General features: G+C 54.7%; 28 protein-coding genes and 1 tRNA gene. 14 read left to right on the top strand and 15 right to left on the bottom strand.

The genetic code is table 11. From position 1 onward, the window contains the following. From HJG40_RS06080 to HJG40_RS06050, 7 genes are all read right to left on the bottom strand, one after another. Nucleotides 1-859, bottom strand: an 859-nt coding sequence (locus tag HJG40_RS06080) for a dihydroxy-acid dehydratase domain-containing protein (protein ID WP_215863356.1), incomplete at its 3' end; no start/stop codon positions are given. A gap of 151 nt (nucleotides 860-1,010) precedes the next feature. Then, nucleotides 1,011-2,063, bottom strand: a complete 1,053-nt coding sequence (locus HJG40_RS06075) for an AI-2E family transporter (RefSeq protein WP_215863355.1) — start codon at nucleotides 2,061-2,063, stop codon at nucleotides 1,011-1,013. A gap of 6 nt (nucleotides 2,064-2,069) precedes the next feature. Further along, nucleotides 2,070-3,308, bottom strand: coding sequence for a malic enzyme-like NAD(P)-binding protein (locus HJG40_RS06070; RefSeq protein WP_215863354.1), 1,239 nt, complete (start codon nucleotides 3,306-3,308; stop codon nucleotides 2,070-2,072). A 6-nt stretch (nucleotides 3,309-3,314) separates the two neighbouring features. Continuing rightward, a complete protein-coding gene (gene rpmE, locus HJG40_RS06065; protein WP_215863353.1) occupies nucleotides 3,315-3,521 on the bottom strand; it encodes a 50S ribosomal protein L31 in 207 nt (68 codons plus the stop codon). Nucleotides 3,522-3,595: 74 nt separating this feature from the next. Beyond that, nucleotides 3,596-4,969, bottom strand: a complete 1,374-nt coding sequence (rho, locus tag HJG40_RS06060) for a transcription termination factor Rho (RefSeq protein ID WP_438263559.1) — start codon at nucleotides 4,967-4,969, stop codon at nucleotides 3,596-3,598. After that, nucleotides 4,966-5,292, bottom strand: coding sequence for a thioredoxin TrxA (trxA, locus tag HJG40_RS06055; RefSeq protein ID WP_215863352.1), 327 nt, complete (start codon nucleotides 5,290-5,292; stop codon nucleotides 4,966-4,968). The genes rho and trxA overlap by 4 nt, the downstream gene beginning before the upstream one ends. 372 nt (nucleotides 5,293-5,664) lie before the next feature. Next, entirely contained in the window at nucleotides 5,665-7,500 is a 1,836-nt protein-coding gene (locus tag HJG40_RS06050; RefSeq protein WP_215863351.1) for a pyruvate kinase, read from the bottom strand. A gap of 333 nt (nucleotides 7,501-7,833) precedes the next feature. Here HJG40_RS06050 and HJG40_RS06045 point away from each other — a divergent pair, with 333 nt between their 5' ends. The 4 genes from HJG40_RS06045 (at nucleotide 7,834) to HJG40_RS06030 (ending at nucleotide 10,044) form a co-directional block, all read left to right on the top strand. Beyond that, nucleotides 7,834-8,145 carry a hypothetical protein gene (locus tag HJG40_RS06045; protein ID WP_226857242.1) on the top strand — a complete coding sequence of 104 codons (312 nt, stop codon included), beginning with the start codon at nucleotides 7,834-7,836 and terminating at the stop codon, nucleotides 8,143-8,145. After that, entirely contained in the window at nucleotides 8,145-9,038 is an 894-nt protein-coding gene (locus HJG40_RS06040) for a phospholipase D-like domain-containing protein (protein ID WP_215863350.1), read from the top strand. Before HJG40_RS06045 ends, HJG40_RS06040 begins: the two co-directional genes overlap by 1 nt. 498 nt (nucleotides 9,039-9,536) lie before the next feature. Further along, nucleotides 9,537-9,791, top strand: a complete 255-nt coding sequence (locus HJG40_RS06035; RefSeq protein WP_215863349.1) for a type II toxin-antitoxin system Phd/YefM family antitoxin — start codon at nucleotides 9,537-9,539, stop codon at nucleotides 9,789-9,791. 16 nt (nucleotides 9,792-9,807) lie between these two features. Further along, nucleotides 9,808-10,044, top strand: coding sequence for a Txe/YoeB family addiction module toxin (locus tag HJG40_RS06030; RefSeq protein WP_215863362.1), 237 nt, complete (start codon nucleotides 9,808-9,810; stop codon nucleotides 10,042-10,044). 64 nt (nucleotides 10,045-10,108) lie between these two features. On the opposite strand, the gene HJG40_RS06025 is transcribed toward HJG40_RS06030, so the two are convergent. Further along, a tRNA-Ser gene (locus HJG40_RS06025) sits at nucleotides 10,109-10,201 on the bottom strand. A 137-nt stretch (nucleotides 10,202-10,338) separates the two neighbouring features. Here HJG40_RS06025 and HJG40_RS06020 point away from each other — a divergent pair. From HJG40_RS06020 to HJG40_RS05990, 7 genes are read left to right on the top strand one after another with little or no spacing between them, the layout of a single operon-like run. Next, nucleotides 10,339-11,013, top strand: a complete 675-nt coding sequence (locus tag HJG40_RS06020) for an ABC transporter ATP-binding protein (protein WP_215863348.1) — start codon at nucleotides 10,339-10,341, stop codon at nucleotides 11,011-11,013. Then, on the top strand, nucleotides 11,013-13,517 hold the full coding sequence (locus HJG40_RS06015) for an FtsX-like permease family protein (RefSeq protein ID WP_215863347.1): 2,505 nt from the start codon (nucleotides 11,013-11,015) through the stop codon (nucleotides 13,515-13,517). Before HJG40_RS06020 ends, HJG40_RS06015 begins: the two co-directional genes overlap by 1 nt. Continuing rightward, complete coding sequence (locus tag HJG40_RS06010) at nucleotides 13,510-14,646, top strand: lipocalin-like domain-containing protein (protein WP_215863361.1); 1,137 nt, start codon at nucleotides 13,510-13,512, stop codon at nucleotides 14,644-14,646. The genes HJG40_RS06015 and HJG40_RS06010 overlap by 8 nt, the downstream gene beginning before the upstream one ends. 25 nt (nucleotides 14,647-14,671) lie before the next feature. Beyond that, entirely contained in the window at nucleotides 14,672-15,115 is a 444-nt protein-coding gene (locus HJG40_RS06005; protein ID WP_215863346.1) for a hypothetical protein, read from the top strand. Continuing rightward, entirely contained in the window at nucleotides 15,108-15,878 is a 771-nt protein-coding gene (locus HJG40_RS06000) for a HesA/MoeB/ThiF family protein (RefSeq protein WP_215863345.1), read from the top strand. The genes HJG40_RS06005 and HJG40_RS06000 overlap by 8 nt, the downstream gene beginning before the upstream one ends. Further along, the gene (locus tag HJG40_RS05995) at nucleotides 15,875-16,240 is read left to right on the top strand and encodes a hypothetical protein (RefSeq protein ID WP_215863344.1); all 366 of its coding nucleotides are present in this window, start codon (nucleotides 15,875-15,877) and stop codon (nucleotides 16,238-16,240) included. The genes HJG40_RS06000 and HJG40_RS05995 overlap by 4 nt, the downstream gene beginning before the upstream one ends. Further along, nucleotides 16,233-17,015, top strand: coding sequence for an endonuclease/exonuclease/phosphatase family protein (locus tag HJG40_RS05990; protein WP_215863343.1), 783 nt, complete (start codon nucleotides 16,233-16,235; stop codon nucleotides 17,013-17,015). Before HJG40_RS05995 ends, HJG40_RS05990 begins: the two co-directional genes overlap by 8 nt. Here the strand turns inward: HJG40_RS05990 and HJG40_RS05985 are convergent. Then, a complete protein-coding gene (locus HJG40_RS05985; RefSeq protein ID WP_215863342.1) occupies nucleotides 16,954-17,460 on the bottom strand; it encodes an LEA/WHy family protein in 507 nt (168 codons plus the stop codon). The genes HJG40_RS05990 and HJG40_RS05985 overlap by 62 nt on opposite strands. Nucleotides 17,461-17,530: 70 nt before the next feature. On the opposite strand from HJG40_RS05985, the gene HJG40_RS05980 reads away from it, so the two are divergent. Continuing rightward, nucleotides 17,531-18,637, top strand: coding sequence for an ABC transporter permease (locus HJG40_RS05980; protein WP_215863341.1), 1,107 nt, complete (start codon nucleotides 17,531-17,533; stop codon nucleotides 18,635-18,637). Continuing rightward, complete coding sequence (locus HJG40_RS05975) at nucleotides 18,637-19,488, top strand: ABC transporter ATP-binding protein (protein ID WP_215863340.1); 852 nt, start codon at nucleotides 18,637-18,639, stop codon at nucleotides 19,486-19,488. Before HJG40_RS05980 ends, HJG40_RS05975 begins: the two co-directional genes overlap by 1 nt. Here HJG40_RS05975 and HJG40_RS05970 read toward each other — a convergent pair. The 6 genes from HJG40_RS05970 to HJG40_RS05945 form a co-directional block, all read right to left on the bottom strand. After that, nucleotides 19,421-20,038 (bottom strand): UbiX family flavin prenyltransferase, encoded by a 618-nt coding sequence (locus HJG40_RS05970; RefSeq protein WP_215863339.1) that lies wholly within the window; start codon nucleotides 20,036-20,038, stop codon nucleotides 19,421-19,423. The two genes, HJG40_RS05975 and HJG40_RS05970, sit on opposite strands and share 68 nt — an antisense overlap. Then, the gene (mpl, locus tag HJG40_RS05965; RefSeq protein ID WP_215863338.1) at nucleotides 20,038-21,411 is read right to left on the bottom strand and encodes a UDP-N-acetylmuramate:L-alanyl-gamma-D-glutamyl-meso-diaminopimelate ligase; all 1,374 of its coding nucleotides are present in this window, start codon (nucleotides 21,409-21,411) and stop codon (nucleotides 20,038-20,040) included. The genes HJG40_RS05970 and mpl overlap by 1 nt, the downstream gene beginning before the upstream one ends. 6 nt (nucleotides 21,412-21,417) lie before the next feature. Continuing rightward, a complete protein-coding gene (locus tag HJG40_RS05960) occupies nucleotides 21,418-21,996 on the bottom strand; it encodes a hypothetical protein (RefSeq protein WP_215863337.1) in 579 nt (192 codons plus the stop codon). Further along, on the bottom strand, nucleotides 21,989-22,771 hold the full coding sequence (locus tag HJG40_RS05955) for a thiazole synthase (RefSeq protein ID WP_024893537.1): 783 nt from the start codon (nucleotides 22,769-22,771) through the stop codon (nucleotides 21,989-21,991). The genes HJG40_RS05960 and HJG40_RS05955 overlap by 8 nt, the downstream gene beginning before the upstream one ends. A 48-nt stretch (nucleotides 22,772-22,819) precedes the next feature. Next, complete coding sequence (thiS, locus tag HJG40_RS05950) at nucleotides 22,820-23,020, bottom strand: sulfur carrier protein ThiS (RefSeq protein WP_215863336.1); 201 nt, start codon at nucleotides 23,018-23,020, stop codon at nucleotides 22,820-22,822. 121 nt (nucleotides 23,021-23,141) lie between these two features. Further along, nucleotides 23,142-24,425: an NAD(P)/FAD-dependent oxidoreductase gene (locus HJG40_RS05945; RefSeq protein WP_226857239.1), complete on the bottom strand. Its 1,284-nt coding sequence runs from the start codon at nucleotides 24,423-24,425 to the stop codon at nucleotides 23,142-23,144. A 398-nt stretch (nucleotides 24,426-24,823) separates the two neighbouring features. On the opposite strand from HJG40_RS05945, the gene HJG40_RS05940 reads away from it, so the two are divergent. After that, nucleotides 24,824-25,081 (top strand): type II toxin-antitoxin system prevent-host-death family antitoxin, encoded by a 258-nt coding sequence (locus HJG40_RS05940; protein ID WP_215863335.1) that lies wholly within the window; start codon nucleotides 24,824-24,826, stop codon nucleotides 25,079-25,081. Nucleotides 25,082-25,187: the final 106 nt, after the last annotated feature.

Raw genomic sequence — 25,187 nt, 5'->3', positions numbered from 1 at the left:
ACTGGATGCCTGCCTCGCGGGCAATGGCAAGGGTATGCAAAACCGTATTGGTAGAACCGCCCATGGCCATATCCAGAATAAATGCATTATCGATGGCATCAAAATCCACTAGCTGACGCATGGTCGGTCCGCCCGCCATGGCTAAAGCGACCACCCGGTCAGCCGCCTGACGCACTAGATCACGCCGCCCCGCCGCCGTTGCCAGAATCGTACCATTACCTGGCAACGCAATACCCAACACTTCCATGAGGCAGTTCATGCTATTGGCAGTAAACATGCCGGAGCAGGAACCACAGGTCGGACAAGCCTTATCTTCGATTTCCTTGAGGCGAATTTCGGTGATCTGCCCGCGTTTGAACTGGCCAACCGCTTCAAATGCCGTCACCAAATCAATAGAAGTCCCATCAGAAAGTTTGCCGGCTTCCATCGGTCCACCGGACACAAACACTGTCGGCACATCGCAGCGCAACGCGCCCATGATCATCCCCGGTACAATTTTGTCGCAGTTGGGAATACAAATCAGGGCATCCAGATGATGCGCCTGCACTACGGTTTCAATGGAGTCCGCAATCAACTCCCGACTCGGCAAAGAATAACGCATGCCATCATGACCCATAATGATGCCATCATCTACACCGATCGTATTGAATTCAAAAGGAATACCACCTGCCGCACGAATATTTTCCTTGACGATGCGCCCGAACTCCTGCAAATGCACATGACCGGGAATAATATCAATATAGGAGTTCGCCACACCAATGAAGGGCTTATCCATGTCACTGTCCGTAACACCGCAAGCCTTCAAGAGGGAACGATGAGGGGTCCGTTCAAAACCTTTTTTGATCATATCTGAGCGCATGTAAACCTCGTGCAATATTCAGGAGGCCGACGTTTTTAAACGCGGCCCGAAAACGGAGCGGCGGCCAGGAAGTATTATGGCCGACCGTCTGGTTGGTCTGACGAGTATAGAACCAAGCGCCCGACAGGCCAAGCTGTCCCATCTCAGCCATTCAGGTTTCAGCAGACTGTGCGGGTTGCAACCATTCCCGCCAGATGGCCAGCAGGACGGCAAGAACAACTGGTCCCAGAAACAAGCCAAGCAGACCAAATGTCAGAATTCCGCCCAGCACACCAAATAGCACCAGCAAAAATGGAATATGCACCGCGCTGGAAATCACCAGTGGCCGGATCAGGTTATCAATCCAGCTCACCACCAGAGCACCCCAGAGTGCCAGCCCCACACCCGCCGCAATGTGTCCATGAACCAGCAGCCAGATACTGGCAGCGCCCCACACCAGGGGCGTACCAAATGGTAAAAAAGAAAATAACAGCGTTACTACGGCAAGCAGCACCGGGGCAGGCAACCCTGTTGCCCAGTAGCCCAATCCCGCAAGGGCACCCTGGGCCAAGGCAGTCGCCAGGATTCCGTAAATGACGGCACGGATGGTAATAGCCACAGTTTGCAGATAGTTATCACCCCGCCGCCCCAGCACCTGATGAACCATTCGCTGCAGTTGATCAAGCAGTTCCAGTCCGTAGCGATAAAAGAAAAACGCCGTAATGAGGACCAGCACCAGCAGGGCCGCAAAGCGGCCAATCCCGCCTGCCAGCATCCCGATGCGCCCCGCCCAGGCCGACAAATCAGGAGACAAAGCCCCTGGCTGGAATGGTGTTTTCCAGGAAGCCGGTATTTGTTCAAGCAGATTTTTTATCCAGACGTTATGACTCCATTGGGTACTTATCAGGGTATGGGCATCCTGCTGACTGAGTTCTGTCAGTACATGATGCAATTCTGTGCCCAGGGTCATACTCAGAAACAGTACAGGGAGAATAAAAATCAACGCCAACATGAATGTCGCCCCGCAAGCTGCCAGCAGGGGTGGCCAGTGACGGCGCAGAGGCGCAGACAAAGGCCAGGTTGCATAAACTAGAATGGCGGCCCAGACAATAGCGGGCAGAAAAGGTGCGAGGATTTTCCAGACCAATGCAAAGAAAACAATGGCTGCGAGAAGTTGCCCTAAGGCAAGCCGCAAATCGCGAACCGTCAGATCCGCGAGGCGCATGTTTACCTAGAGCCGGGAGACGCCGCTTTTCCGCGCGGCTGCACTCACTGCACCCGCCACCCATTGTCGTAGACGCGGGTCAAGGGGCTTGGGAATAAAATATTCAGGTCCAAAGCTCAGACCGTCAGTCCCTGAAAATCCATAAGCCTGCTGAACTTCTTCAGGAACGGGCTCGCGGGCCAATCGCGCCAACGCATCGACTGCGGCTAGCAGCATCTCCTGATTAATCTGCCGTGCGCGACAATCCAGGGCACCCCGAAACAAAAACGGAAAGCCCAGAACATTATTCACCTGATTGGGCATATCTGAACGCCCGGTCGCCATAATGGCATCTGGACGCAAGCGTTTTACGGCAACAGGATCAATTTCCGGGTCCGGGTTCGCCAGGGCAAATATCACCGGCTTTGCAGCCAGTCCGGGCAAAGCCGCTTCGGGAATGGCACCGCTTACCGAAACGCCGATGACCACATCGGCGTCCGCCAGCATATCCATCAGCGTCCAGTGCGCAGGTGCCGTAGCAAAAGGCTGGTGCCAATGAGTCAGGTCGCTGCGGCCTGTATGCAGTACGCCATGCACATCACTTAAATGCACCGCCCCCACACCAAGAGCGCGCAGCATTTTTGCAATAGCCAGACCCGCCGCACCGGCTCCGACAATAGCGACTTTGACACCCTTAAAGATCTTACCCTGCAATTCCAGTGCATTTTGCAAAGCGGCGGCCACAATAACCGCAGTACCATGCTGATCATCGTGAAAAACCGGAATATCAAGCATTTTTTGCAGGGTTTCTTCCACCTGAAAACACATGGGAGCAGCAATATCTTCCAGATTGATGCCACCGAAACCCGGCGCTATCGCTGCTACCACGTCAATCAGGTGTTCCGCATCGCGGGCCTGTACTTCAATATCAAAGGCATTGATGTCTGCAAAATGCTTGAAAAGCAGAGCCTTGCCTTCCATAACCGGCTTACCGGCCAATGTCCCGACATTACCTAGACCAAGTACCGCCGTACCATTGCTGACCACGGCAACCAGATTACCCTTACCCGTATAGTCGTAAGCTTTTTCAGGATCAGCAGCAATTTCTCGTACCGGTGCCGCAACGCCAGGGGTATAGGCAAGAGACAAATCATCCTGGCTTTTGCAAGACTTGCTGGGTATGACTGAAAGTTTACCGGCAGGACTTTGGGCGTGGTAATCCAACGCCCGCCGTCGTAATTCTGCCTGAGCTTCAGTCTGGCTCATGGAAACTTACTGACCGCCGCCGTAACGCTTGCGGAACTTCTCAACCTGACCAGCAGCAGAAATATTGCGCTGCTTGCCCGTGTAAAACGGATGGCATTCGGAACACAGATCAATGTGAAGATCACGGTTAGCAGTAGAACGGGTTTTAAACACATTTCCACAACTGCAGGTCACAGTGATTTCTTCGTACTTGGGATGAATTTCAGATTTCATAGTTGAGCTACTCTCGGGCCTGAATACAAAGTGGCGAATTATAGGGATAGAGGGGGCAGACGTCCAGCCAATCCTCAGCGATTCATGGAATCAAAAAATTCCGCATTGTTTTTGGTGGCTCGCACCTTGTCGAGCAGAAACTCCATGGACTCCAAAGAATCCATAGGTGCCAGCAACTTGCGCAATACCCACATTTTGCTGAGCAAATCAGCAGGTACCAGCAATTCTTCGCGACGGGTTCCGGATTTGTTGAGATTAATGGCCGGATAAGTGCGTTTCTCGGCCAGCCGGCGATCCAGATGGACTTCCATATTACCAGTGCCCTTGAACTCCTCAAAAATCACTTCGTCCATTTTCGAGCCGGTTTCCACCAGTGCCGTAGCGATAATGGTCAGACTGCCACCCTCTTCAATATTTCGGGCGGCGCCAAAAAAGCGTTTGGGCTTCTGCAGGGCATTGGCATCCACACCGCCCGTCAACACCTTGCCGGAAGATGGAACAACCGTATTGAAGGCTCTGGCCAAGCGTGTAATGGAATCGAGCAAAATCACCACATCGTGTTTGTGCTCTACCAGTCGTTTAGCTTTTTCGAGAACAATTTCAGCCACTTGGGTATGCCTTGTGGCTGGCTCATCAAAAGTTGAGGAAACCACCTCGCCTTTCACTGAGCGTTGCATATCGGTCACTTCTTCCGGGCGTTCATCAATCAGCAGCACAATTAAATAGCACTCAGGATGATTGGCGGTAATGGCATGGGCAATTTGCTGGAGCAATACGGTTTTACCGGTTTTGGGCGGTGCCACAATCAAACCACGCTGGCCCTTACCAATGGGCGAAACCAGGTCAATAATGCGCGGTGCCACTTCACCGTAAGCCACAGCATCATATTCGAGACGCAAGGGTTCATCGGGAAACAAGGGGGTTAAATCATCAAAGTTGACCTTGTTGCGGGTCGCTTCAGGCGATTCAAAATTAATGCTCTCCACTTTAAGGAGGGCAAAATAACGCTCACCTTCCTTGGGGGGGCGAATTTGCCCGGACACCGTATCACCCGTCTGCAGGTGAAAACGACGAATTTGCGAAGGAGAAACATAAATATCATCGGGTCCGGCCATGTATGAGCCGGAAGCTGCACGCAGAAAACCAAAGCCATCCTGCAAAATTTCCAGCACGCCCTCGCCATAAATAGCATCACCATTACGGGCATGCGCCTTCAGGATGTTGAAAATAATTTCCTGCTTTTTCTGACGGGCAGTCCCGTCCAACCCCATTTCTTGACAGATAACGGCCAACTCAGCAGCAGTTTTCCTTTTTAAATCTGTCAAGTTCATGGCTGTAGCGCCAGGACTTGGCATCAGCAGCGTCTCTTCTTCTTCAAGAAGAATATCTTCGTTGGGAAAAGACTTGGGGGTACGGGGTGATTTACGGCGGGGACGTGGTGTATTCAAAGTTGGCTATCCAGAAATGCCGTCAGTTGGGCTTTACTCAAGGCTCCGACTTTTGTTGCTTCCAGTTTTCCATTTTTAAACAGCAACAAGGTGGGAATACCACGAATACCATACTGAGGGGGAGTGTTGGGATTTTCGTCGATATTGAATTTAGCAATTTGTAATTTGTCAGCATATTCAACGGCAACTTCTTCAAGAATGGGTGCAATCATTTTGCAGGGGCCGCACCACTCAGCCCAAAAATCAACTAGAACCGGCTTGGTACATTGCAGCACATCGGTTTCGAAACTGTCATCAGACACATACGTAATAGCATCGCTCATGGGAGATAGCTCCTCTGTCTCAGATTGTTACAGCGCTTTGGGTGGAGGTCATTTAGTGTGTTTCATATGGGATAATCCCAAACTCTAGGCACCGGACGGCGCTGGCAGGTTTGATCTTCTTTCAAATTGAAGGTGTGTGAAAGGATAGCACGATATAAACGGTATGCAAGTAGCAATTCTGGATATCTGCATTACAAAAGATTGTAGACAGCGATTCTGCGGTAGAATCATGTTATGGTCAAGACATAGCCATGAATTGCCATCAAAATTCAAGCACATTTCGCCTGTCATTGCCCTGCTTCTATAGGGACTGTTGCTGACTCTATGGCAAATCCGCAGCCGCCGTATGCAGCGTCAGCTCGGCAGTTCCAGTCACTGACTTGCCGATGCTATGGATGCGCCCCAATGCAGGGCACGTAACCGACTGAATTTTTTGTGCTGATGCGCCTGCATGCGGATGAGAATATCGTTCAGCGTATGCACGGCCTCCACCGCATAAGGACCTTTGTTGAGCATCACGCACTCGGCGCGCACACCCATGGCCGCATCGGTGAATTCGGGTCGGGAGATGATGCCCTTTTTAGTGAGTTGTTCCAGCACCTGGGTAGCCCAGATGACGGGCAAATGCGCCGCTTCTGCCAGCCAGAGAATCTCTTCCTGTACTTCGGCCAATCGTTCCGGACCCACTTCTACCGCCAAATCACCGCGCGCGATCATCACGCCCAACGGTTGACGACCGAGAGCGGCTAACAGTATTACCGGCAGTCGATGAAAAGCCCCTGCAGTCTCGATTTTCGCGATGACGCCCAGGTGTTCACCCTGTCGCTGGCGTAGGGCCTCCAGCATAGTGCGCATGTGCTCGGCACTTTCAACAAAAGAAAAGCCAATGAGATCTGCCAGAGGAATGATGGTATCCAGGTCTTTCAGGTCCCTGGCACTGAGGGCCGGGAGATTCAGGCTCAGGCCGGGAAAATTGAGACCACGGTCTGCTTGCAGGCGAGCACCCCCTGGTTTGGTTTTGGTGATGCGCAGCAAGGCACCTTCAGGACGTTGTTCCATGACTATGGCGGCAATTTTACCATCGTCCATCCACACGGCCTGGCCGACGGGCAGTTGCGGAACGACTTCCGGGAGTGTGCAGGAGATGCGGGCCGGGCGATTCATCTGTGCTGGTGCCCCGGCTCCGGGTTGGCTTTGCAGCAGAAGCTGATCGCCAGCTTCCAGATGCAGAGGGAGGGTACTTGGCGGAATGCCCACAAAATGTCCCCGCACATGGCGGCGACGCCGGCTTTGCCAAGGACTTCCTGCAGTGAAGTAGCAACCCTGCATCGCCTGTAAGGTGACGAGCTGACCTTCGATGCGCTCAACCACGAGTACGCGCTCTTTGTGGCGGGTATCATGGCAGAGCAACTCTTCGCCGGGCTCCGGCATAGTACTGCCGGACGCCATGAGGAGCAGACAGTCCACCCCTGCGGGACTCAGCGCCATTTCCTCGTGGCAGGCCAGTACGGTCATTTGTGCCGGTGTTTGCAAGCGACCGAGGCGGTCACGTTCAGGGCTCAGATGGATCACCCCTGGGACTTCGGGAAGCGGACCCGTGCGAATTTTGTGTCCAGCGAGGTCAACCAGAATAAGGCAGGACTGGCCGGTATCCCGGCTCGCTGCTTGAACCTGCTCAGTTAGCCGTTGCCATATGGCCGCGTCATCATGAGCGCAGTTGATACGCGCGATGTTCATACCACCAGTTAATAACTGGCAGAAAAAATTGAAGTCATCAACGCGATCACCGGATAGCGTTACCATGATGTGGGTGCTGCGCTGGCGGGGCGGACTGCCAAGCAGGGCCAGCGTGTTGTTCGTGAGGGCCTGTTGGCCTTGCGCTCGCGTGATGGCCGGAGTTCCGCTGAAGTCGGGAGGTGGTGTTTGCAGTGCTGCGTGTAATATCCGCAAGACACACTGCACACTGTCGAGAACATGACTTTCAGCGCGGCCGAGGGAGGAGAGCCCTGCGTCTGACAAGGCATCCTGCAAGGGGCGCAAATCGACGCTACGCAGGGCCAAGTAGTGCAGCATATTACGGATGCCAGGATGCCAGGGCAGACTGGGATCTTGCTGCTCCAGAAGTGCGAGTTGGGCCGCTTCACTCTGGATAATCCGCGTGCGGAGCCCTTCAAGGGCTTCCTGAAGGTCTTGCCATGACTTATTCATATACTTCATCCGCTTACATCCGCCTAGTCACCTCCTGAGTATAACAGGTGAATATTTCAGTATGATGACATCCAGCCAAGTAGCGAAGTTCTCCTACTCTCGTGCAAGACCGCCGTAAACACGTCGAATCAAAGAAGAAAATTCCTGTTACGCTTCGGGAGAATCAGATGCCGATAGGCAGAATTAGGGACTTGGCCAAGGGAAACCTACAAATTGGCATTGTATAAGGAATAGGCCATGAGATACAGCAAACGGACTCATCTGGTGGTATCTTAACCTCAATAATTACGGGTTTGCCGACATCCTTCCGCTTTCGTACAGGGCCTATAAGACGTGGCATATCCCGATTACCGACATTTTTCCGCAGACCAGCAAAAAAGGAGTCATACCATTTTTGGATTTGGAGAAAAACCCCAGGAACAGCAAAACGCCACTTGCCCATGCTGTCAGACACCCATGCAAGATATGGGCGCACATGGCATTCGTATGGGAGGTTTAACGGGTCTGGGTGGTGCCGCTTTGGGCATGATCGCCGGGCAGATGGCCGATGATGGTGAGGAAGCCTTCGAGAAAAAGCTGAAGGTGCAGGTCTTTGTCTGCCCACAGTGTAGTGAAATGTCATTCAAGTATCATGGTGGGCTTTAATGCCTCTTTATGTTGAACCCCATGCTGGACCCGCACCGATTGTGCAGCTTATACAATCGGCCCATCACGCGGTCAGCGTCGGGGTTTATTATCTCTCCGACCGCCCTATTCTCCAGGCATTGAAAGCCGCCCATGCGCGCGGTGTGGATGTGCGCGTTATCATTGAGGGTAAGCCTTATGGCATGAAGCCTTGGCAGGTTCGCAAGGAAGAACGGGAGATCGAGGCGACAGGGGCCACGCTGCACCTGGCTCCTTACCGCTTTACCAGTCATGGGGATCACTATGCTTTTCTCCATGAAAAGGTCGCCTGTTCAGACTATGAATGCGAGATTGGTACGACTAATTTTGACTGGAGTGCTTTTCATCGCAATCGGGAGTATTTGTATGTCACGAAAGATCCTGCCGTAGTCAAGGCCGCCAACGCTGTTTTCAATGCAGACTGGAATAATCGCCACGCACCGGCCTATGCGCATCGCGTTCTGGTTCTTTCGCCGCGCACGTCTGCCGCACAGATCATCGGCGTCATCCAGCAACCAGGTCCGATAGAAATCGAAAGCGAGGAAATGGGTCCATATCGCCCGACACTGAATGCTATTGCCCAAAAAGGCTCTCTGGCCAAAGTAATCCTGCCCGCCAGTATCAATGCCCAGGATAAGCAGGATGTAGCCTTTCTGCGGGCACATGGGGTTCAGGTGCGCCTCATGCCAGTGAAGCCGATTTATATCCATTCAAAGGCAGTCATATCCGGAAATGAGGCATTTATAGGCTCCGAGAATTTCACAGAGACTTCACTTGAGGCTAATCGGGAAATGGGATTATTGCTGAATGGCCGACCAGTATCCGAGCTGCAGGCGCAATTTAATCGGGACTGGGCCAAGGCTGCACATGGCTAAACGTGAAACCATCTTAAATGCCCTCTGGTTTGGAGATGGTGGAGCTATGTTGCACCACTACTGACTCAGCCAGCTTATGACGCAGATCATCAATTCCCGGGTGAATCGCTGGAGCCATTTTGGATGCGTGGGCGCGGATGAAAGCATAACAAGCTGTGATTTTACTTCCAGCACCACCATGCCACTACCAAGATGGCAGCGCTACTCAATGTTATAGCGCCACTGATCAAAAGAAGTCTGAGTAATGCCCGTGCTTCGGCATAATGCGAATCTTCGCTCATAATATATCTGCTGCTTTCCAGGTTGAACCCATTGGCACGATTGGTAAAAAAAACGGTAGATCTCTATCGTCCAGTAGACAATTTATGGCGGCTTCCGTTCAATGAAGAATTCGGCACTGGGGCTTTGATTTGCCTGTGTGCCGGGCAGAAACCGCTGGACGAATATCCCACAACCGCCTAATCTTGTACTGTATATTGTACGAATCGGAAAGCAACCATGCACATAGTCAGTTATTCGGAGGCGCGCAGCCATCTCAAGGAAGTGATGGACCGCGCGGCGGCAGATGCCGATGTCACAATCATTACCCGACGCGGATCCGCCAATGCGGTTCTACTGTCCCAGGAACATTTTGACAGCCTGATGGAGACGGTTCATCTGCTCCGCTCGCCAGCTAATGCCGCACATCTGGCCCAGTCCATTGCTCAGGATCAGGCGGGAAACACCAAACCCCATCGTTTAAAAGATGGCTGAACGCATTTGCTAGACGCTGGCCGCATGGGAGGATTACCAATACTGGCAGGGACAGGACCGGAAAACCCTGCGTAGAATAAATTTGCTGCTGCAGGATTGCCTGCGGAACCCTCATTCCGGCCTCGGCAAACCTGAACCACTAAGAGAAAACCTTTCCGGGTACTGGTCACGACGCATAGACGACGTAAACCGTCTGATTTATCGCAACACGCCAGAAGAACTCGTCATCATTTCAGTTCGGTATCATTATTAACAAAAATACTTCACAGGAAGATCCATCCCATTATGGTGGATTCGAGACAGTTACAACAAAGTAGTGGCGGAGAGAGAGGGATTCGAACCCTCGATGGAGTGTTTAGCCCCATACTCCCTTAGCAGGGGAGCGCCTTCAGCCGCTCGGCCATCTCTCCGGTAGGCGGATAATACCCTGTTGTCTGGTCTGAGGTCAAAGTCTACAGACAAACGAATTTTCCCGGATTTTGAGCGTCTGACAACTATTCCACAGCTTGTGGTAAATTACTTATCCCTGACAATGGAGATAATTCCAGTGACCGCACTTCTGGTCTTGAAGGATTTAGCCAAACGACTCCCCGGCAGCAACGACAAATGGTTGTTCCGTGAAGCTAATTTGGAGGTGAGTTCGGGAGACTTTGTGGCCATCATGGGAGAAAGCGGCGTCGGCAAAAGCACCCTTCTGCACATTATCGCCGGCCTGGAACGACCGGATGGCGGACAAATGCATTTTCGGAATCAGGCACTCAACACTATGGATGATGACAGCCGCACTCTGCTCCGCCGCCGTCATATGGGTTTTGTGTTTCAAGCCTTCCATTTGATTCCGCAATTAAATGTTACTGAAAATATCGCCCTGCCCTGGCGTCTCAATGGTCTACCACGCAAGGACCTCCCACAGCGTATTCAGCAACTTGCCGAGCAGCTGGGTATTTACGGAAGACTGCAGGCCTGGCCCAGGGAGCTTTCCGGCGGCGAAATGCAAAGAGTCGCCGTTGCCCGGGCGATTGTGCATCGTCCCTCCCTGATTCTGGCTGATGAACCAACGGGCAGCCTCGATGCAGAATCGGCCGAATCGGTCATGAATTTGCTCTACACCGCCCTGGAAGCAGAAGGACCGGCTGTATTGCTGGTCACCCATTCTGAGGCCGCAGCCAACCAGGCGCAGCGCAAACTGCACTTTGATGCCCAGGGATTTCACGCCCTGTGATGATGCGTATTCCTTGGCGGGCTGCGGTCTGGCGCCCCCTGCGACAACGTCCAGGTGCTACCGTTCTGGCCATGATCGGCATTGCCTTGGGGGTGGCTTTGGGCTTGGCCATTGCGCTCATCAATGTGCAGGCGGTCAGTGATTTTTCGGCGGGGCTTCGCCATATGGCGGGTCAGGCAGATCTGACCCTCAACGCTCCGGGTCCAGGTTTTAATAACGCCTGGTATGCACGCCTGAGCCTAGCACCCAACGTAGCAGCAGCCGCGCCCGAAATCCATTTGCAAGCGACCCTCATTCAACCCGCACACAAACAACCTCTTCAGATTCTGGGAATCGACGCCTTTCAGGCAGCCAGAATGGGACAACCCCTGATCCCCTTGAATGTACGTAGCCCTCTGGCTCTGCAGAACCCTCTGAATATTGCCCTCAGCCCCCCGGCCATGCAGGCATTAGATGCTCATCTAGGAGATTTCATTACCGTCAATGCGGACGGAATACCGCGCCGCCTCAAGGTAATCGGCACGCTTCCAGAAGTTCCAGGCATAGGGGTAATGGGCGTCATGGATATTGCTGCGGTTCAATGGTTATGGGGCCGTGGCAATGAAATCAATCAAGTCGCTTTGCGCCTGCAACCCGGAACCAGCAATCAGGCTTTTGAAGAGCAGTGGCGGCCACTGCTACCCCCCGGAGCGGTTCTCGAAAGTCCCGCTCAGCAGGGTCGGGTAGCAGCAGATGCTTCAAGAGCCTATCGCGTCAATCTGTTGGTACTCTCTCTGGTGGCTTTATTTACCGGGGCGTTTCTGGTGTATGCCACCCTGGCTATGGGGGTCGTGCGCCAGCGCCAGCAACTGGCCCTTTTGCGGGTATTGGGTTTGCGCCAGCGCGAGATCATTATGGCGGTCATGCTGCAGGGCGTGGTGCTCGGCGTGCCAGGTGCACTGCTGGGATTACCACTGGGGGTTATGACCGCCGGATTGGCTCTGGTGCATCTTGGCGGAGATTTGGGCGCAGGATATTTCAGTAGCGCAGCCCTACAATTACATTGGCATCCATTACTCATGAGTATATTTTTTGCGGCTGGGATGGGTGCAGCGCTGATAGGTGCCTTTTTACCCGCATGGGAAACCAGTCGTGCCATTCCGGCCCAAGCCTTGCGTGCTGGCGCAGAAGAACAAAGTCATCTCCATCGCCAACATCCACGCATCGGCTTTCTGCTGCTGATCATGGCGCTGGGAGGAGCTCTGGCACCAGCTATTCATGGCATTCCCTATCTGGCTTATGGCGCTATTGCCTGCCTGCTGTTCGCCCTACTCTTCTTGCTGGCTCCGTTGCTGCGCCTTATCGTCCAGTTAATCCCCTTACCTCAAAGCAGTCTCTGGCGCCTGGCCCTGTTGCAATTACGTGGCGCTCCGGGGCGCGCTGCGCAAAGCCTGGCCGCCGTCGTAGTAGCCTTCAGTCTGGTGGTAGCCATGGCCATTATGGTCGGCTCGTTTCGTGATTCAGTGGCCAACTGGCTTGGTGACATCCTGCGGGCGGATTTGTATGTGCAGGCGGGAAGCAATCAGGACGCATTACTCCCTTCCGGAACCGCACAATCCCTGTGCACACTTTCAGATGTTCGCCATTGTTCACCGTTGCGCCGCATTCCATTGAATTTATTACCTGGTCATCCTCCCATCATGTTGCTGGCGCGCGGTATGAACCTGCAAGACCCCGGTCGGGAACTACAAATACTCCAGTCTGTTCCTATCCATACGCTGAACGCACCGCCCGTATGGATTTCGGATATTCTGGCTGGCATCAGCGCCTGGCATCCGGGCCAGAACATCCGGATTCCTCTGGGCGGACAACTTCGGACCGTCAGCATTGCCGGCATTTATCGCGACTACGCCTACCAGCAAGGATCCATTTCCATCCCGCTGCAAGAATATCAACACTGGTCCCATGACAAAGGCATCAATGGCGTAGCACTCTGGTTACAACCGCATGTGCCAGTCTCTGCCGCGCTCGCGCAGTTGCACCAAAGCATCGCAAAAAGTCGGCAATTACTTATTGCTACGCCCAGGGAAATTCGCCACCGTAGTCTGCAGATTTTTAATCAGAGTTTTGCCGCAACTTATGCGCTGGAAGCCGTAGCCATGATTATTGGTCTGCTGGGAGTAAGCAGTGGCTTTGGTGCGCAAACTCTGATGCGCCGCAATGAATTTGCCATGCTTCGACATCTGGGGCTGCGCCATCGTGACCTGCTGGCCCTGCTTTTTGCCGAGGGCAGCATGCTTTCATTCGCCGGTATTCTTATTGGTGGCAGCCTGGGCATTGCCATCAGCGTAATTTTAATTGCGGTCGTTAATCCGGAATCTTTTCACTGGCACATGGGTTTTCAGCCGCCATGGTTATTATTGGGAATACTCAGCATCATTTTATGGATAGCGAGCACCGCTACCATGATTTTTGCGGGACATCGCACCTTGCGCAACAGCCCGGCGGTATTACGTGATGATTAAGCGATGGTTCTCTACAGCATGCCGGAGCCTGGTCAGATTATGGGGGCTTTGGGTCGTAATCCTGCTGATTGCTTTACACAGTGCTTCAGCAGCTGCAGCCACCCTGCCGCCCCATGTACTCCCCCTGCAAAGCCCGCCCCATGTTGCGGTGTCTGCACAAAATCCTCTGCATTTTCCCAATGCCTACGGCAGCCATCCTAATTTCCCTATCGAATGGTGGTATATCACCGGCTGGCTCAAGGACCGTTCAGGACATCCTTTGGGTTTTCAGTTGACCTTTTTTCGCGTACGCCCCGCCAAGATTTGGGCAAACCCCAGTGCATTCAATACGCGTCAGCTGATATTTGCCGAAGCCGCCATCAGCGATCCAACCGTCGGGCACTTACTGACTGCACAACGTATCGCCCGCTCCGGTCTGGGTTTGGCGGGTGCGGATCAAAACCATACCCGGGACTGGATTCGTCACTGGTTTCTGCAACAAACCCCATCCGGCTATCGAGCAGTCATTCAAGATAAAAAAATGGGCTATCGGCTTCATTTCAAAACAACCCAGCCCGCACTACCCGAAGGGCCGCACGGCATTAGTCAGAAGGGTCCTGACCCCAAAAATGCCAGTTATTACTACAGTATTCCGCATCTGCAGGTCAGTGGTGACGTAACCATCAAAGGACATAGTCATGCTGTTCATGGCGAAGCCTGGCTCGATCATGAATGGTCTGCCGCATACTTGCCGAAAGCTGCCGTAGGCTGGGACTGGCTAGGACTGAACCTGCACCATGGCGCTGCGCTCATGCTGTTCATGATGCGCCGTGCCGATGGTAGCCCGCTTTGGCTGTCGGCCACGGAACGCAGCGCAGATGGTCGGGTGCACTATTTCCACGCCGGGCAAATTCAGATGCAGGCTACGGGCTGGTGGAAATCCAGCCGGACGGGCATCCGTTATCCAGTACGTTGGCAGATTCACGTCGGGGAACAGAAATTTTCCATTGTGCCCCTGATGGACAACCAGGAATTTGATGCCAGCCACAGCAGCGGCACTATTTACTGGGAAGGGGCCGTGCGCGCCATCAGCCAGGGAAAACCACTGGGTCAGGGTTATCTGGAAATGACCGGCTATGGTGGCCGATAATGCCTTCCATTGCTACACTAAAGGCATGCCAAATTCTATTCCGCATCTACTCCTGCAAGAACAATTTCTGAACCGTTTTAATGGGCGCACCCTCATCGTCCATCGCGGTTTTCCGGATCAATATTTCAAGGAGCTGCTGGAACAGCCTGGTGGTGGCGGGCATTTCCGGGTAGATGCGCGGATTCCTCCCAGCTCGCCGCCGACACCCATTGAATGGGTTGTTCATCATCATATCATCCCTCTGGATTTACCCATGCCGCTGCTGGTCAAGGTTGACCCGGACAGTCTGTATTTGCGCCATTTGCTACATGGCGAACATGCCGGGCATCCCAGCGAGATTCTCTGGATGCTGGATGCTATCCGCGAACGTTATCACATGCGTCTGGAGCGCCAGCAGGGCTATTACCGGCCGGTACCGGGAATGTCTGTAGAAGAAAATGACATTGACTATGACTTCAACAATGACTGACTCCCTGGATGATGCCGCCCTAATGCGTTACTCCCGACAGATTCTCCTGCCGGAAATTGACCTCGAAGGACAAAAACGTCTGCAGCAAAGTCGGGTACTGATCATCGGCATGGGCGGACTGGGTTGCCCGGCATCACAGTATCTGGCTGCAGCAGGAATTGGACAACTGACCCTCTGCGATGGGGACATTGTAGAAATCAGTAATCTGCAACGTCAGATTCTTTACACCGAAGCGGACCTGGGACGGCCCAAAGCCAGCGCCGCCCGTGAACGACTGCTGGCCATGAATCCCCATATCCGGGTGAGTGCCTGGACCGAAAACGCCAGCAGCGAATCGCTGGGCAGCGCTCTGGAAACCCATGATCTGGTTCTGGATTGCAGCGACAATTTTAACAGCCGCCACGCCATCAACCGCGCCTGTCGCAAGGCTCGCGTACCGCTGGTCAGTGCCGCTGCCATTCGCTGGGAGGGGCAGCTCAGTGTATTTGATTTCCGCGACCCGAATACCGCCTGTTATGCCTGCCTGTATCCAGAACAAGGCGAAGAAAATAGCGAAGACACCTGCTCCCGCAACGGGGTGCTGGGTCCTCTACTGGGCATTCTCGGCAGCATGCAGGCCGTTGAGGCTATTCGTCTGCTCAGCGGTCATAACTCCCCTCTAAGCGGACAACTCCTGCTGGTCGACGCCCGCCACTGGCAATGGCGTCAGGTGCAACTGCGCCGTGACCCAGCCTGTGGGGTTTGTAGCGGAGTTTGCGCATGAACTCCTTGGTTTTACCCCGCACTCTGGCCAACGCCCTGCTCGGCGATCTGCAGTCCGGCGCTGGACAAGGACTGGTGGGCGCCTTACAAGAACGTCCCTGCTCCGTTTACCCGGTTAGTGCCGAACAGCGCGGCATGGCGCTGGATCTGCTGACCCGCCGGGGCGAAACACTTTTTGCCTGCTATGCAGCGGCTCCTCAGGAACCTTACAACACTTTGCCCGAAAAGCCCCTGAGCCCCTTTGATCCACCCTACCAAATCCGCCTGGCAACCGACATCCGTGGAGTAATTGTCTTGCGCGCCTATGCCCGGAAAGCCGGACAAGGCTGGCAGGAAAAAATCATCGAGCTGGAAAATGACTGAAGACAATGGATTTTCGGTCATGTCCTTCAATATTCAGGTGGGTATTGGCTCTCATCGTGCCCGGCACATGCTGCTCCATGGCTGGAAATATGTGATGCCGCACGGCCAAAGCCTGCGCAATCTAGAACGCATTGCCGAAATTCTTTCGGAAGCAGATGTTGTCGGCCTGAATGAAGTAGATGCCGGCTCGTTTCGCAGCCAGTATGTGAATCAGGCCGGTTTTTTGGCAGAACGGGCACACTTTCCCTACTGGGCGCAGCAACGCACCCGTGATTTTGGCGAGCTGGCCCAGCACAGTAACAGCGTCCTCTCGCGCTGGCCCATTGCCCGCAGTGAACCGCATACTCTGCCGAGTTTCATGAAAGGTCGGGGCATGTTGGAAACCAGCACCGAAATCAATGGTCGGCCTCTGACTGTCGTCATCACCCATCTGGGTCTCAGTCGTCACGCCCGTTTCAGTCAAATCCGTGATCTCGCGCAACGCCTGCGCCAGCGCCGCCACCTCATTCTCATGGGCGACCTCAACTGCACCGCCCGCTCCCCGGAAATCCGCCTGCTCCTGGCCGAAAGCGGGCTACAGGCGCCGCCCTGGAACCCGCCCACCTTTCCGAGCTGGTCTCCACGCTTTTCCTTTGACCATATTTTCTGTAGCCCGGACCTGGAATTCACCGAAATTGAAAGTATTGGCGAACCCCTGTCCGATCACCTGGCGCTCAAGGCGCGACTGCGCTGGAACTCGAAGCCAGAGGCAAATGTAAAGACCCGGTCACCGTAAAAGGAATCCGGCTGTCAAAAGGTCCTGTTACCAGATAACCCTTGACGGCATAGGGCAGCCCCCCCTGACTGTCGACACTGCCCAGTTCACCCAACACGGGTAGCAAATTACCCGTAACCGGAATGGAAACCACGCTACTTCCATACGCCGGAACCTGCACAGGCTTATTCAGCAGGCCATAAGCCACCTGCCGGTTTTGCACCAACAAACGCGCCTCTCCGGCCTTGGCACGCAAGGCGCTGCTGTTAGGATTACTGATTTTCAGGTCCAGGGTAAAAGTCTGCGAGACCAAACCTACCGACTGGGGATGAATACTTTCCAGTTGCACTTGCGGCGAATGCGCCGGAAAGGCACTGCAAGCCGTCAACGGCAAGGCGGCCATCACCAGCAAAGGCCAACGCCAAAAACTTTGGGAGAAGCCAGCACTTCGTGTAACAATACCCATCAGTCCACTCCAGCAGATCCAAGCAACTGAGTATAACCCAAGGAATATCCGATAAAAGCCCATATCGCGCATGACCGACCATAATCCCCAAGAGCCTCGCTGGCAGATTCAGGAGCAGACCATTATCCTGAGCGGTCGCTGGACTCTGCGTCGTCTCGGCGGCAGCTTTGCCCAACAACAGAAATTGCTGGGCAACATTCACGCCGACCTGCTCTGGGATTTACGCAACCTGGAAGCACTGGATAGTGCCGGTGCGCTGTTGCTCTGGCAGGCCTGGGGAAACCGTTTCCCCGAAAAAATACAATTGAACGATCTACATCAGGCCATATTCACCCGACTGGCCGATTTACAACCTTTGACGCATCCTCCGCGCCGCCCTTTTCAGCTTTTAGACGCTCTCGGTGCTTTTATTGTCGAAATCGGCCGTGATCTTTGGGGTATTTTTTTGTTGATGGGTGCGTTACTGCTCGAATTCGGGCGCGGCTTGCGACATCCCAGCAGCTTTCCCTGGCGGGAAATATCCGCCACCATTGTCAGCACCGGCCCCAGTTCCCTGCCAATTTTAACGCTCATCGGCTTTTTGATCGGGGTGGTGATTTCCTTTCAGTCGGCTTCCACTCTGGCCCAGTACGGGGCCAACATATACATCGTCAATATTGCCGGTCTGAGTATTTTGCGGGAGTTTGGACCGTTGATTACAGCGATCATTCTTTCCGGTCGATCGGGATCGGCGTTTACCGCCCAGATCGGAGCCATGCGCGTCACCGAAGAACTGGATGCCCTGCGCACCTTTGGCATTCCCCCCATACGTCGCCTGGTGTTACCCAAGGTCATCGCCCTGGCCTTGGTGGTTCCGTTGCTGGTGTTGTGGACAGACATGGTGGGGATACTCGGCGCCATGTTGGTCGCCAAGGCCAACCTGGGCATCAGTTACCACTTTTTCATTCAGGAAATGCCCGTTGCCGTTCCCAGTTTCAATTTATGGCTGGGTATCATCAAAGGCGCGGTTTTCGGCATACTAATTGCTTGGATTGCCGGTTTTCATGGCTTGAAAGTCAAGCCCAACACCACCAGCCTGAGTCGGGAAACCACCAATTCTGTGGTGTTCTCCATCACTCTGGTGATTCTCATTGACGCGATTCTTGCGCTGGTATTTGCCAATACGGGGATCAGTTGATGGAACGGCCTGATGCCATCATCATGGAAAAAATTGGTACCCGCTTCGGAGACTACTGGATTCACCGCAATCTGGACCTGACAGTCCACTGCGGTGAAATCCTCGCCATTGTTGGTGGTAGTGGCACCGGCAAAACCACTTTGTTGCGGGCCATGATGGGCCTGGTCCCCATTGCCGATGGCAAGCTGACCATACTCGGTAAAAACCCGCAAACCCTGACCCTGCGCGAACAAATTGCCCTGCGCCAACGCTGGGGCGTACTTTTCCAGCAAGGTGCCCTGTTCAGCGCCCTGACCGTTTTCGAAAATATTGCCTTTCCCCTGCGCGAATGGGGACACCTGACCCGCACCGAAATCAATGATCTGGTGGCCCTAAAATTACAAATGGTCGGGCTTCAGCCCAAAGATGCCTGGAAGCTGCCCGCCGAGCTTTCGGGCGGCATGATCAAGCGCGTGGCACTGGCGCGGGCGCTAGCCATGGAAGCAGAAATTCTCTTTCTGGACGAGCCCACCTCGGGGTTGGATCCGATTGCCGCCTCGGATTTTGATGCACTGCTGCGGCAGGTTCATGCAGATATCGGCTTTACCGTGGTCATGGTCAGTCATGATCTGGACAGTCTCGCAGCCACGGCCAGCCGGGTGGCGGTACTTGCCGACCACAAGGTACTGACCGTGGGTCCGCTCAATGCAGTGCAGGCCGTCGACCATCCCTATATTCAGGCATTTTTCCATGGGGAACGCGGCGAAAGATTACTCAACAGCCTCCGCGCCACCGGCAAGCTGCCTACTCTCCCCAGCGACGACCAATCTGGTTTGGTACACCAATCTGATCCAGCACTCGCGCAACCATAAAATCCACCAAATCTTCAATACGCTGGGGACGATGGTAAAAACCCGGACTGGCCGGCAAAATCCGCACCCCCATGCGCGCCAGACTCAGCATATTTTCCAGATGAATGGTCGAAACCGGACTTTCCCGGGGGACCAGCACCAACTTGCGGCATTCCTTGAGCATGACATCCGCCGCGCGTTCTGTCAGATTATCAGACAAACCATGGGCAATAGCCGCCAGGGTGCCTCCCGAGCAAGGGCAAATCACCATGGCGCGGGGCGCATTGGAGCCTGAAGCGACGGGGGAATACCAGTCATGAGGCGCATAAACAGACAAAAGACCGGGCTCGGTCCCAAAATGAGTATTAAGAAGCCGGGTGATACCCTCGGGCTTTTCCGGCAAATCCAGCCCCAGCTCTTCCTTGCAGACCACCCGCGCCGCGTCGGAAATCAGCAGATACACCTGAATCCCGGCAGTCAGCAAAACCTCCACCAGACGCATACCGTAAGCTGCCCCCGAAGCACCCGTCATCGCCACACAAATACGGTCCTGCGGACTTTGTTCTGCCATTATATTTCTCCTGTTATGCCGGCATCTCGGCGCGCCAGCGCCGCTAACAAACGCCCATGAATGCCCGCAAAAGCCCCGTTACTCATGACCAGAACCTGATCTCCGGCCTGTAATTCGTCAAGAATCTGCTGCAGCAGGTCATCCATGTCCGGGGAAACTTGCGCAGTTCCCGCCAGGGCAGCGCGAACATCCCAGCCTATATCGGCAGGGGCAAAAACAAAAGCACGGTCCGCCCCCTGCAGGCTGTCCGCCAAAGTCTGCTGATGTATCCCCAGCTTCATGGTGTTAGAACGCGGCTCCAGTACGGCAATCAAACGACCGGAAGCGCCCATCTGCCCGCGCAAGGCGGCAATGGTCGCCGCAATAGCGGTGGGATGATGAGCAAAATCATCATACACCGACACCCCGGCAGCGGTGCCCCGTAATTCCAGACGCCGACGCACCCCCCGAAAACTGCGCAAGGCGGCTATGCCCACGTCGATGGGGACCCCGGCATGACGGGCCGCCAGCACGGCCGCCAGGGCATTTTCGGCATTAAAAACCCCTGCCGTATCCCATTCAACCTGTCCACGCCGCTGCCCCTGCTCCACAATACCGAAGCGCCTGCCATCGAGACTCTCCAGTTGCACTTGCCAATCACCCCCGCCAGAAAAACGCTGCACCGGCGTCCAGCAGCCCTTGTCCAGCACTTGCTGCAAAGCGGGTGCCGCCGCGTTGACGATCAACGCGCCTTTACCGGGCACTGTCCGCAGCAAATGATGAAACTGGGTGATGATGGCCTCCAGATTTGGAAATATATCGGCATGATCATATTCCAGATTATTCAGTATCAGCGTACGCGGATGATAATGCACAAATTTGGAACGCTTATCGAAAAAGGCCGTATCGTACTCGTCGGCCTCAATCACAAAAAACGGGCTATCGGTAAGCCGCGCCGAAATCCCGAAATTCAGTGCTTCGCCACCAATCAGAAAGCCCGGATTGAGTCCCGCTTCCTGCAAAATCCAGGTCAATATGGAAGTTGTGGTGGTTTTTCCGTGGGTGCCCGCCACCGCCAGCACCCAGCGACTGGCCAGAATCTCCCGCGATAACCAGGCCGGGCCGGAATCATAAGGAATTTGCCGATCTAGCACCGCCTCAACACAGGGGTTTCCCCGGGACAGGGCGTTGCCAATAATAACCAGATCAGGCGCGGGATTGAGCTGTGCGAGGTCATACCCTTCATGCACCACAATCCCCTCGCGGGCCAGCAGGTCGCTCATGGGTGGATAAGTATGGGTATCAGAACCCGTTACCTGATGACCGGCGGCACGCGCCAACAAGGCCACTCCGCCCATGAAAGTCCCGCAAATACCGAGGACATGAATATGCATGAGGGATTAGTGCATGGTACTGCGGGATGGAGCGCCCAAACGCTGATCGAGCATCTGGTTGGCCAGTTCAAAAAGTGCAGAAAACTTCTCCAGCAACTCCTGATAACGGGCCATCAACGCTTCTTCTTCGGCCAGCACCGGATGATCGTCCAGAGAACGGGCGAGCATGTCACGGGCCATGCCTAAACGCTCCACCACCTCAAAATACGCCCAACCATCGGGAGGCTGGGCACTGGCTGCAGCCATTTCCTGCTGGTAATACCAAACCAGCGCCCCCCGGGTAACAGCCTGGGCGGCGGTGGGTTCTTCCACTTCCGTCAATTGCCACTCATGACTGGTGGGTTCCTGCCAGTCCATATATACATGCCAGCGCTGACCGTTTTCGTCGGACATAAACTCCAGACGCACCCCTACCCCCTGGTCGCCAAGGCGGGCAATCAGACGCTCTGCCTCTTCCCAATCATCAGCATAATCCGGAATGGGACTACCGGGGACAGAACCCATGACCAGCAGTTCCACCTGCTCCAGATAATGGTGGTCCAGCGCGGCACTACGGGCGATTTCCAGCGCGTCATTGCTACTCAAAGAAGGTTCCTTCCACCGGACTGCTGGCGCTGGCGTAGAGCTTGCGCGGCATCCGGCCAGCCAAAAACGCCTTGCGCCCGGCATCCACACCCAAACGCATGGCTTCCGCCATCAATATCGGGTCCTTGGCGGCGGCAATAGCCGTATTCAGGAGCACCCCGTCACAACCCAGTTCCATGGCCACCGCCACATCCGAAGCCGTACCCACCCCCGCATCCACCAAAATCGGCACCGTCGCCTGTTCGAGAATAATGCGCAGATTGTACGGATTGCGAATCCCCAACCCCGAACCAATAGGTGCCGCCAGCGGCATCACCGCCACACAGCCCATTTCCGCAAAGGCCTTGCAGGCTACCGGATCATCCATGCTGTACACCATCACCTCAAAGCCCTCGGCAACCAGGGTTTTGGCCGCTTCATAGGTTTGCCGCATATCTGGATAAAGGGTCTGAGGATCGCCAATCACTTCCAGCTTGACCAGTTTCCAGTCGCCCAGTTCACGGGCCAGACGACAGGTACGCACCGCGTCTTCAGCGGTATAACAGCCCGCCGTATTAGGAAGAATGGTAAATTGATCCGGAGGCAAAGCCTCCAGCAAATTGGGTGCATCGCGATCCTGACCAAGATTTACCCGCCGCAACGCCACAGTAATGATTTCCGCCCCGGCCGCATCTACAGCCGCCCGGGTTTCTGCAAAATCTTTGTACTTACCCGTACCCACTAACAATCTGGACTGATACGCACGCCCCGCGATCACCAGGGGATCTTTATGTATGGTCATTATCTCACCTCAAAATAGGGATTGATGCCGCAGCGCCAACCATTAACCGCCGCCCACCGCCTGAATGATTTCCAGACGATCACCCGCAGCAACTACGACCTCGCCATGGGTGCTGCGCGGCACAATTTCGCCATTGCGCTCCACCGCCACCCGCCGCTCTGCCCAACCCAAATCGGCCAGTAGCGCCAGCACCGTCATTGGCTCAGGCACCTCACGGGTCACACCATTTACCTGTATCTGCATGCCTGCGATGCTAGAACCTCCCCGCAGGGGCGTCAATCCCGCTGGACAAAGATGCACCGGTATATGGTCTCATGGGAAACCCTCTGACAGTTACCTGGACCTCGGCTCAGCACCATGGCATCTACACAAACCGCTCCGCCCGATAAGGCTCCGGGTCCGTAAACGGCGTTTCGCCACCCATCATTTCTGCCAGCAGGCGTCCGGTTGTCGGGCCGAGGGTCAGGCCCTGGTGGCAGTGACCAAAGGCGTACCAGAGACCTTTTTGGCCGGGGGCGGGGCCGATAATGGGAAGCATGTCGGGGGTGCAGGGGCGTGAGCCCAGCCAGGCTTCCGGGTCCAGGCGTTCACCGAGGCTGGGTAAAAGTCGCCGGGCCTGTGCTTCGGCGCGGGTCAGGGGAATGGCGGAACGGGGCGCGTCGCGGTCGGCGAATTCTGCGCCAGTCGTCAGACGAATGCCCCTTTGCATGGGGGCCAGTACATAACCCTGATCGGCGTCCAGAACTGGGTGGCAGAGCGGCGTGGCGGGCTGGCGATAATGCATGTGGTAGCCCCGTTTCACGAAAAGCGGCGGATGAAAACCCAGGGCGCGGGTAATATCCGGCGACCAGGCTCCCAGGGCAATCACCAGTTCGGCGGCTTCTATGGGACCGTGGGCGCTTTGCACGCGCCATCCCGCTTGTTCTTTTTGCACTTTTTCAGCATTACCCGTGCGGAACTCGCCGCCCAGTTGGGTAAAGTAATTCAAATAGGCGCGAGTCAGCGCGTGGGGGTCGGTGACGGCCAGCGGTTGGGTCCAGTGAATACCTCCTGCAAGACCGGGGCGCAAAGTGGCTTCCATCTGCGCCACCTGTGCCGTATCCAGTGCATCATAAGTGACCCCAAAGTGCTCAGACTTATAGGCGGCTTCCTGTAGGGCATGATCCAGAGATTCTGCATGAGTGTGAACCTGCAGCCAGCCACCCGCACGAAACAGGTTTGTCACCCCGGCCAGTCCGGCCAGGGCCAGATGATCATCCAGGCAATGGGCGATCAGCGCCGCATAGTGACGGGCAATGACCCTGTGCCGTTCTTCCTGAGAGTTGTACCAGTATTGCATAAAGGGAATAGCCAAACGGGGCAGCATGGTGCCGCGATAATAGGCTTCCGTCGAACGATTGCGGGCATAACTCACCATCTGTGCCAAAGCGCGGGGAAAGGGGTGCGGCATGACGGCCTCACGCTGAATCAGGCCAGCGTTACCAAAAGATGTCCCCTCCCCCGGTCCCTGGCGGTCGAGCAGCAGGGTTTGCCGGCCGCGTAGCTGCAACTGCAGAGCAATAGATACGCCGACTATGCCGGCTCCCAGGACGATGACAGCGTGTTGGTTGGCCATCAGAGCGGCTTCACTCGTCCGCGTGGAGGGCAACGAAGCTCCATAACTTCCACCTTCTCTGCCATGACGGTCCCCTCTAAATGGCTTTAAAGCGAGATTCTGCCTCAATCATCCGCATTATGCTAATACAGCCTCCAGACGAAGCGAATGCGCAGCAGGCCGCACTTCTTTCTTTCGTCCATGACCTGGCAATGGTTTTTCCTCGACGATGCAGCAAGTCTGCGGGGTCTTCAAAACTAATAATCTTTATCTTCGGAAATGGGTTGCCTGGCATCTGCTACGCGGGCTACTTTCTTACCCCGTTCAAAGAACGTCTTTTCATGGGCTACCTGCAGTAACATTTTATTGCCTCCTTAATGCCATCCAATCCTCTTCAAGGCGATGACAACAGTCGCTTGCCATTTGCCAAGTGCAACTATAGTATCACTTTTATGCGTACTGAACTTGTTACCACCTTGAAACGTCAGGCTACAACACTTCTCTCAGACATTATGCGGGATAAAGAATCTATTCTCATCACCCAGCACGGTCTGCCCAGTGCCTATCTGGTGGATGTGGAAAGTTATGATTTGCTGCAACAGCGCATGATCATTTTGGAAGGCATTGCACGCGGGGAAGCCGCCGTAGCGGAAGGCCGGGTAAGTAGCCATTCTGAGGCCAAAACTCGTCTTGGCCGATGGTTGAAATAATCTGGACTGATCCTGCATTGAGTGATCTGGATGCAATAGCGGATTTCATCACGAACTCAGCCTTGAATCGCTCGCAGACGCACTCGGGGCCGATGCCATTACAAAG

The sequence above is a fragment of the Acidithiobacillus concretivorus genome, assembly GCF_018853445.1.
Classification (GTDB): domain Bacteria; phylum Pseudomonadota; class Gammaproteobacteria; order Acidithiobacillales; family Acidithiobacillaceae; genus Acidithiobacillus; species Acidithiobacillus concretivorus.
This window is presented reverse-complemented; position numbering and strand designations above follow the sequence as displayed.

Bases quoted from the DNA above. Each gene is read 5' to 3' on its own strand.
- HJG40_RS06010 (WP_215863361.1), top strand. From the start codon at position 13,510: ATGATTAAGCGATGGTTCTCTACAGCATGCCGGAGCCTGGTCAGATTA.
- HJG40_RS06015 (WP_215863347.1), top strand. From the start codon at position 11,013: ATGATGCGTATTCCTTGGCGGGCTGCGGTCTGGCGCCCCCTGCGACAA.
- rpmE (WP_215863353.1), bottom strand. From the start codon at position 3,521: ATGAAATCTGAAATTCATCCCAAGTACGAAGAAATCACTGTGACCTGC.
- HJG40_RS05980 (WP_215863341.1), top strand. From the start codon at position 17,531: ATGACCGACCATAATCCCCAAGAGCCTCGCTGGCAGATTCAGGAGCAG.
- HJG40_RS06035 (WP_215863349.1), top strand. From the start codon at position 9,537: ATGCACATAGTCAGTTATTCGGAGGCGCGCAGCCATCTCAAGGAAGTG.
- HJG40_RS06000 (WP_215863345.1), top strand. From the start codon at position 15,108: ATGACTGACTCCCTGGATGATGCCGCCCTAATGCGTTACTCCCGACAG.
- HJG40_RS06050 (WP_215863351.1), bottom strand. From the start codon at position 7,500: ATGAATAAGTCATGGCAAGACCTTCAGGAAGCCCTTGAAGGGCTCCGC.
- HJG40_RS05990 (WP_215863343.1), top strand. From the start codon at position 16,233: ATGACTGAAGACAATGGATTTTCGGTCATGTCCTTCAATATTCAGGTG.
- HJG40_RS06040 (WP_215863350.1), top strand. From the start codon at position 8,145: ATGCCTCTTTATGTTGAACCCCATGCTGGACCCGCACCGATTGTGCAG.
- HJG40_RS05975 (WP_215863340.1), top strand. From the start codon at position 18,637: ATGGAACGGCCTGATGCCATCATCATGGAAAAAATTGGTACCCGCTTC.
- HJG40_RS06075 (WP_215863355.1), bottom strand. From the start codon at position 2,063: ATGCGCCTCGCGGATCTGACGGTTCGCGATTTGCGGCTTGCCTTAGGG.
- HJG40_RS05985 (WP_215863342.1), bottom strand. From the start codon at position 17,460: ATGGGTATTGTTACACGAAGTGCTGGCTTCTCCCAAAGTTTTTGGCGT.
- HJG40_RS05940 (WP_215863335.1), top strand. From the start codon at position 24,824: ATGCGTACTGAACTTGTTACCACCTTGAAACGTCAGGCTACAACACTT.
- trxA (WP_215863352.1), bottom strand. From the start codon at position 5,292: ATGAGCGATGCTATTACGTATGTGTCTGATGACAGTTTCGAAACCGAT.
- mpl (WP_215863338.1), bottom strand. From the start codon at position 21,411: ATGCATATTCATGTCCTCGGTATTTGCGGGACTTTCATGGGCGGAGTG.
- HJG40_RS06005 (WP_215863346.1), top strand. From the start codon at position 14,672: ATGCCAAATTCTATTCCGCATCTACTCCTGCAAGAACAATTTCTGAAC.
- thiS (WP_215863336.1), bottom strand. From the start codon at position 23,020: ATGCAGATACAGGTAAATGGTGTGACCCGTGAGGTGCCTGAGCCAATG.
- HJG40_RS05995 (WP_215863344.1), top strand. From the start codon at position 15,875: ATGAACTCCTTGGTTTTACCCCGCACTCTGGCCAACGCCCTGCTCGGC.
- HJG40_RS06070 (WP_215863354.1), bottom strand. From the start codon at position 3,308: ATGAGCCAGACTGAAGCTCAGGCAGAATTACGACGGCGGGCGTTGGAT.
- HJG40_RS05970 (WP_215863339.1), bottom strand. From the start codon at position 20,038: ATGGCAGAACAAAGTCCGCAGGACCGTATTTGTGTGGCGATGACGGGT.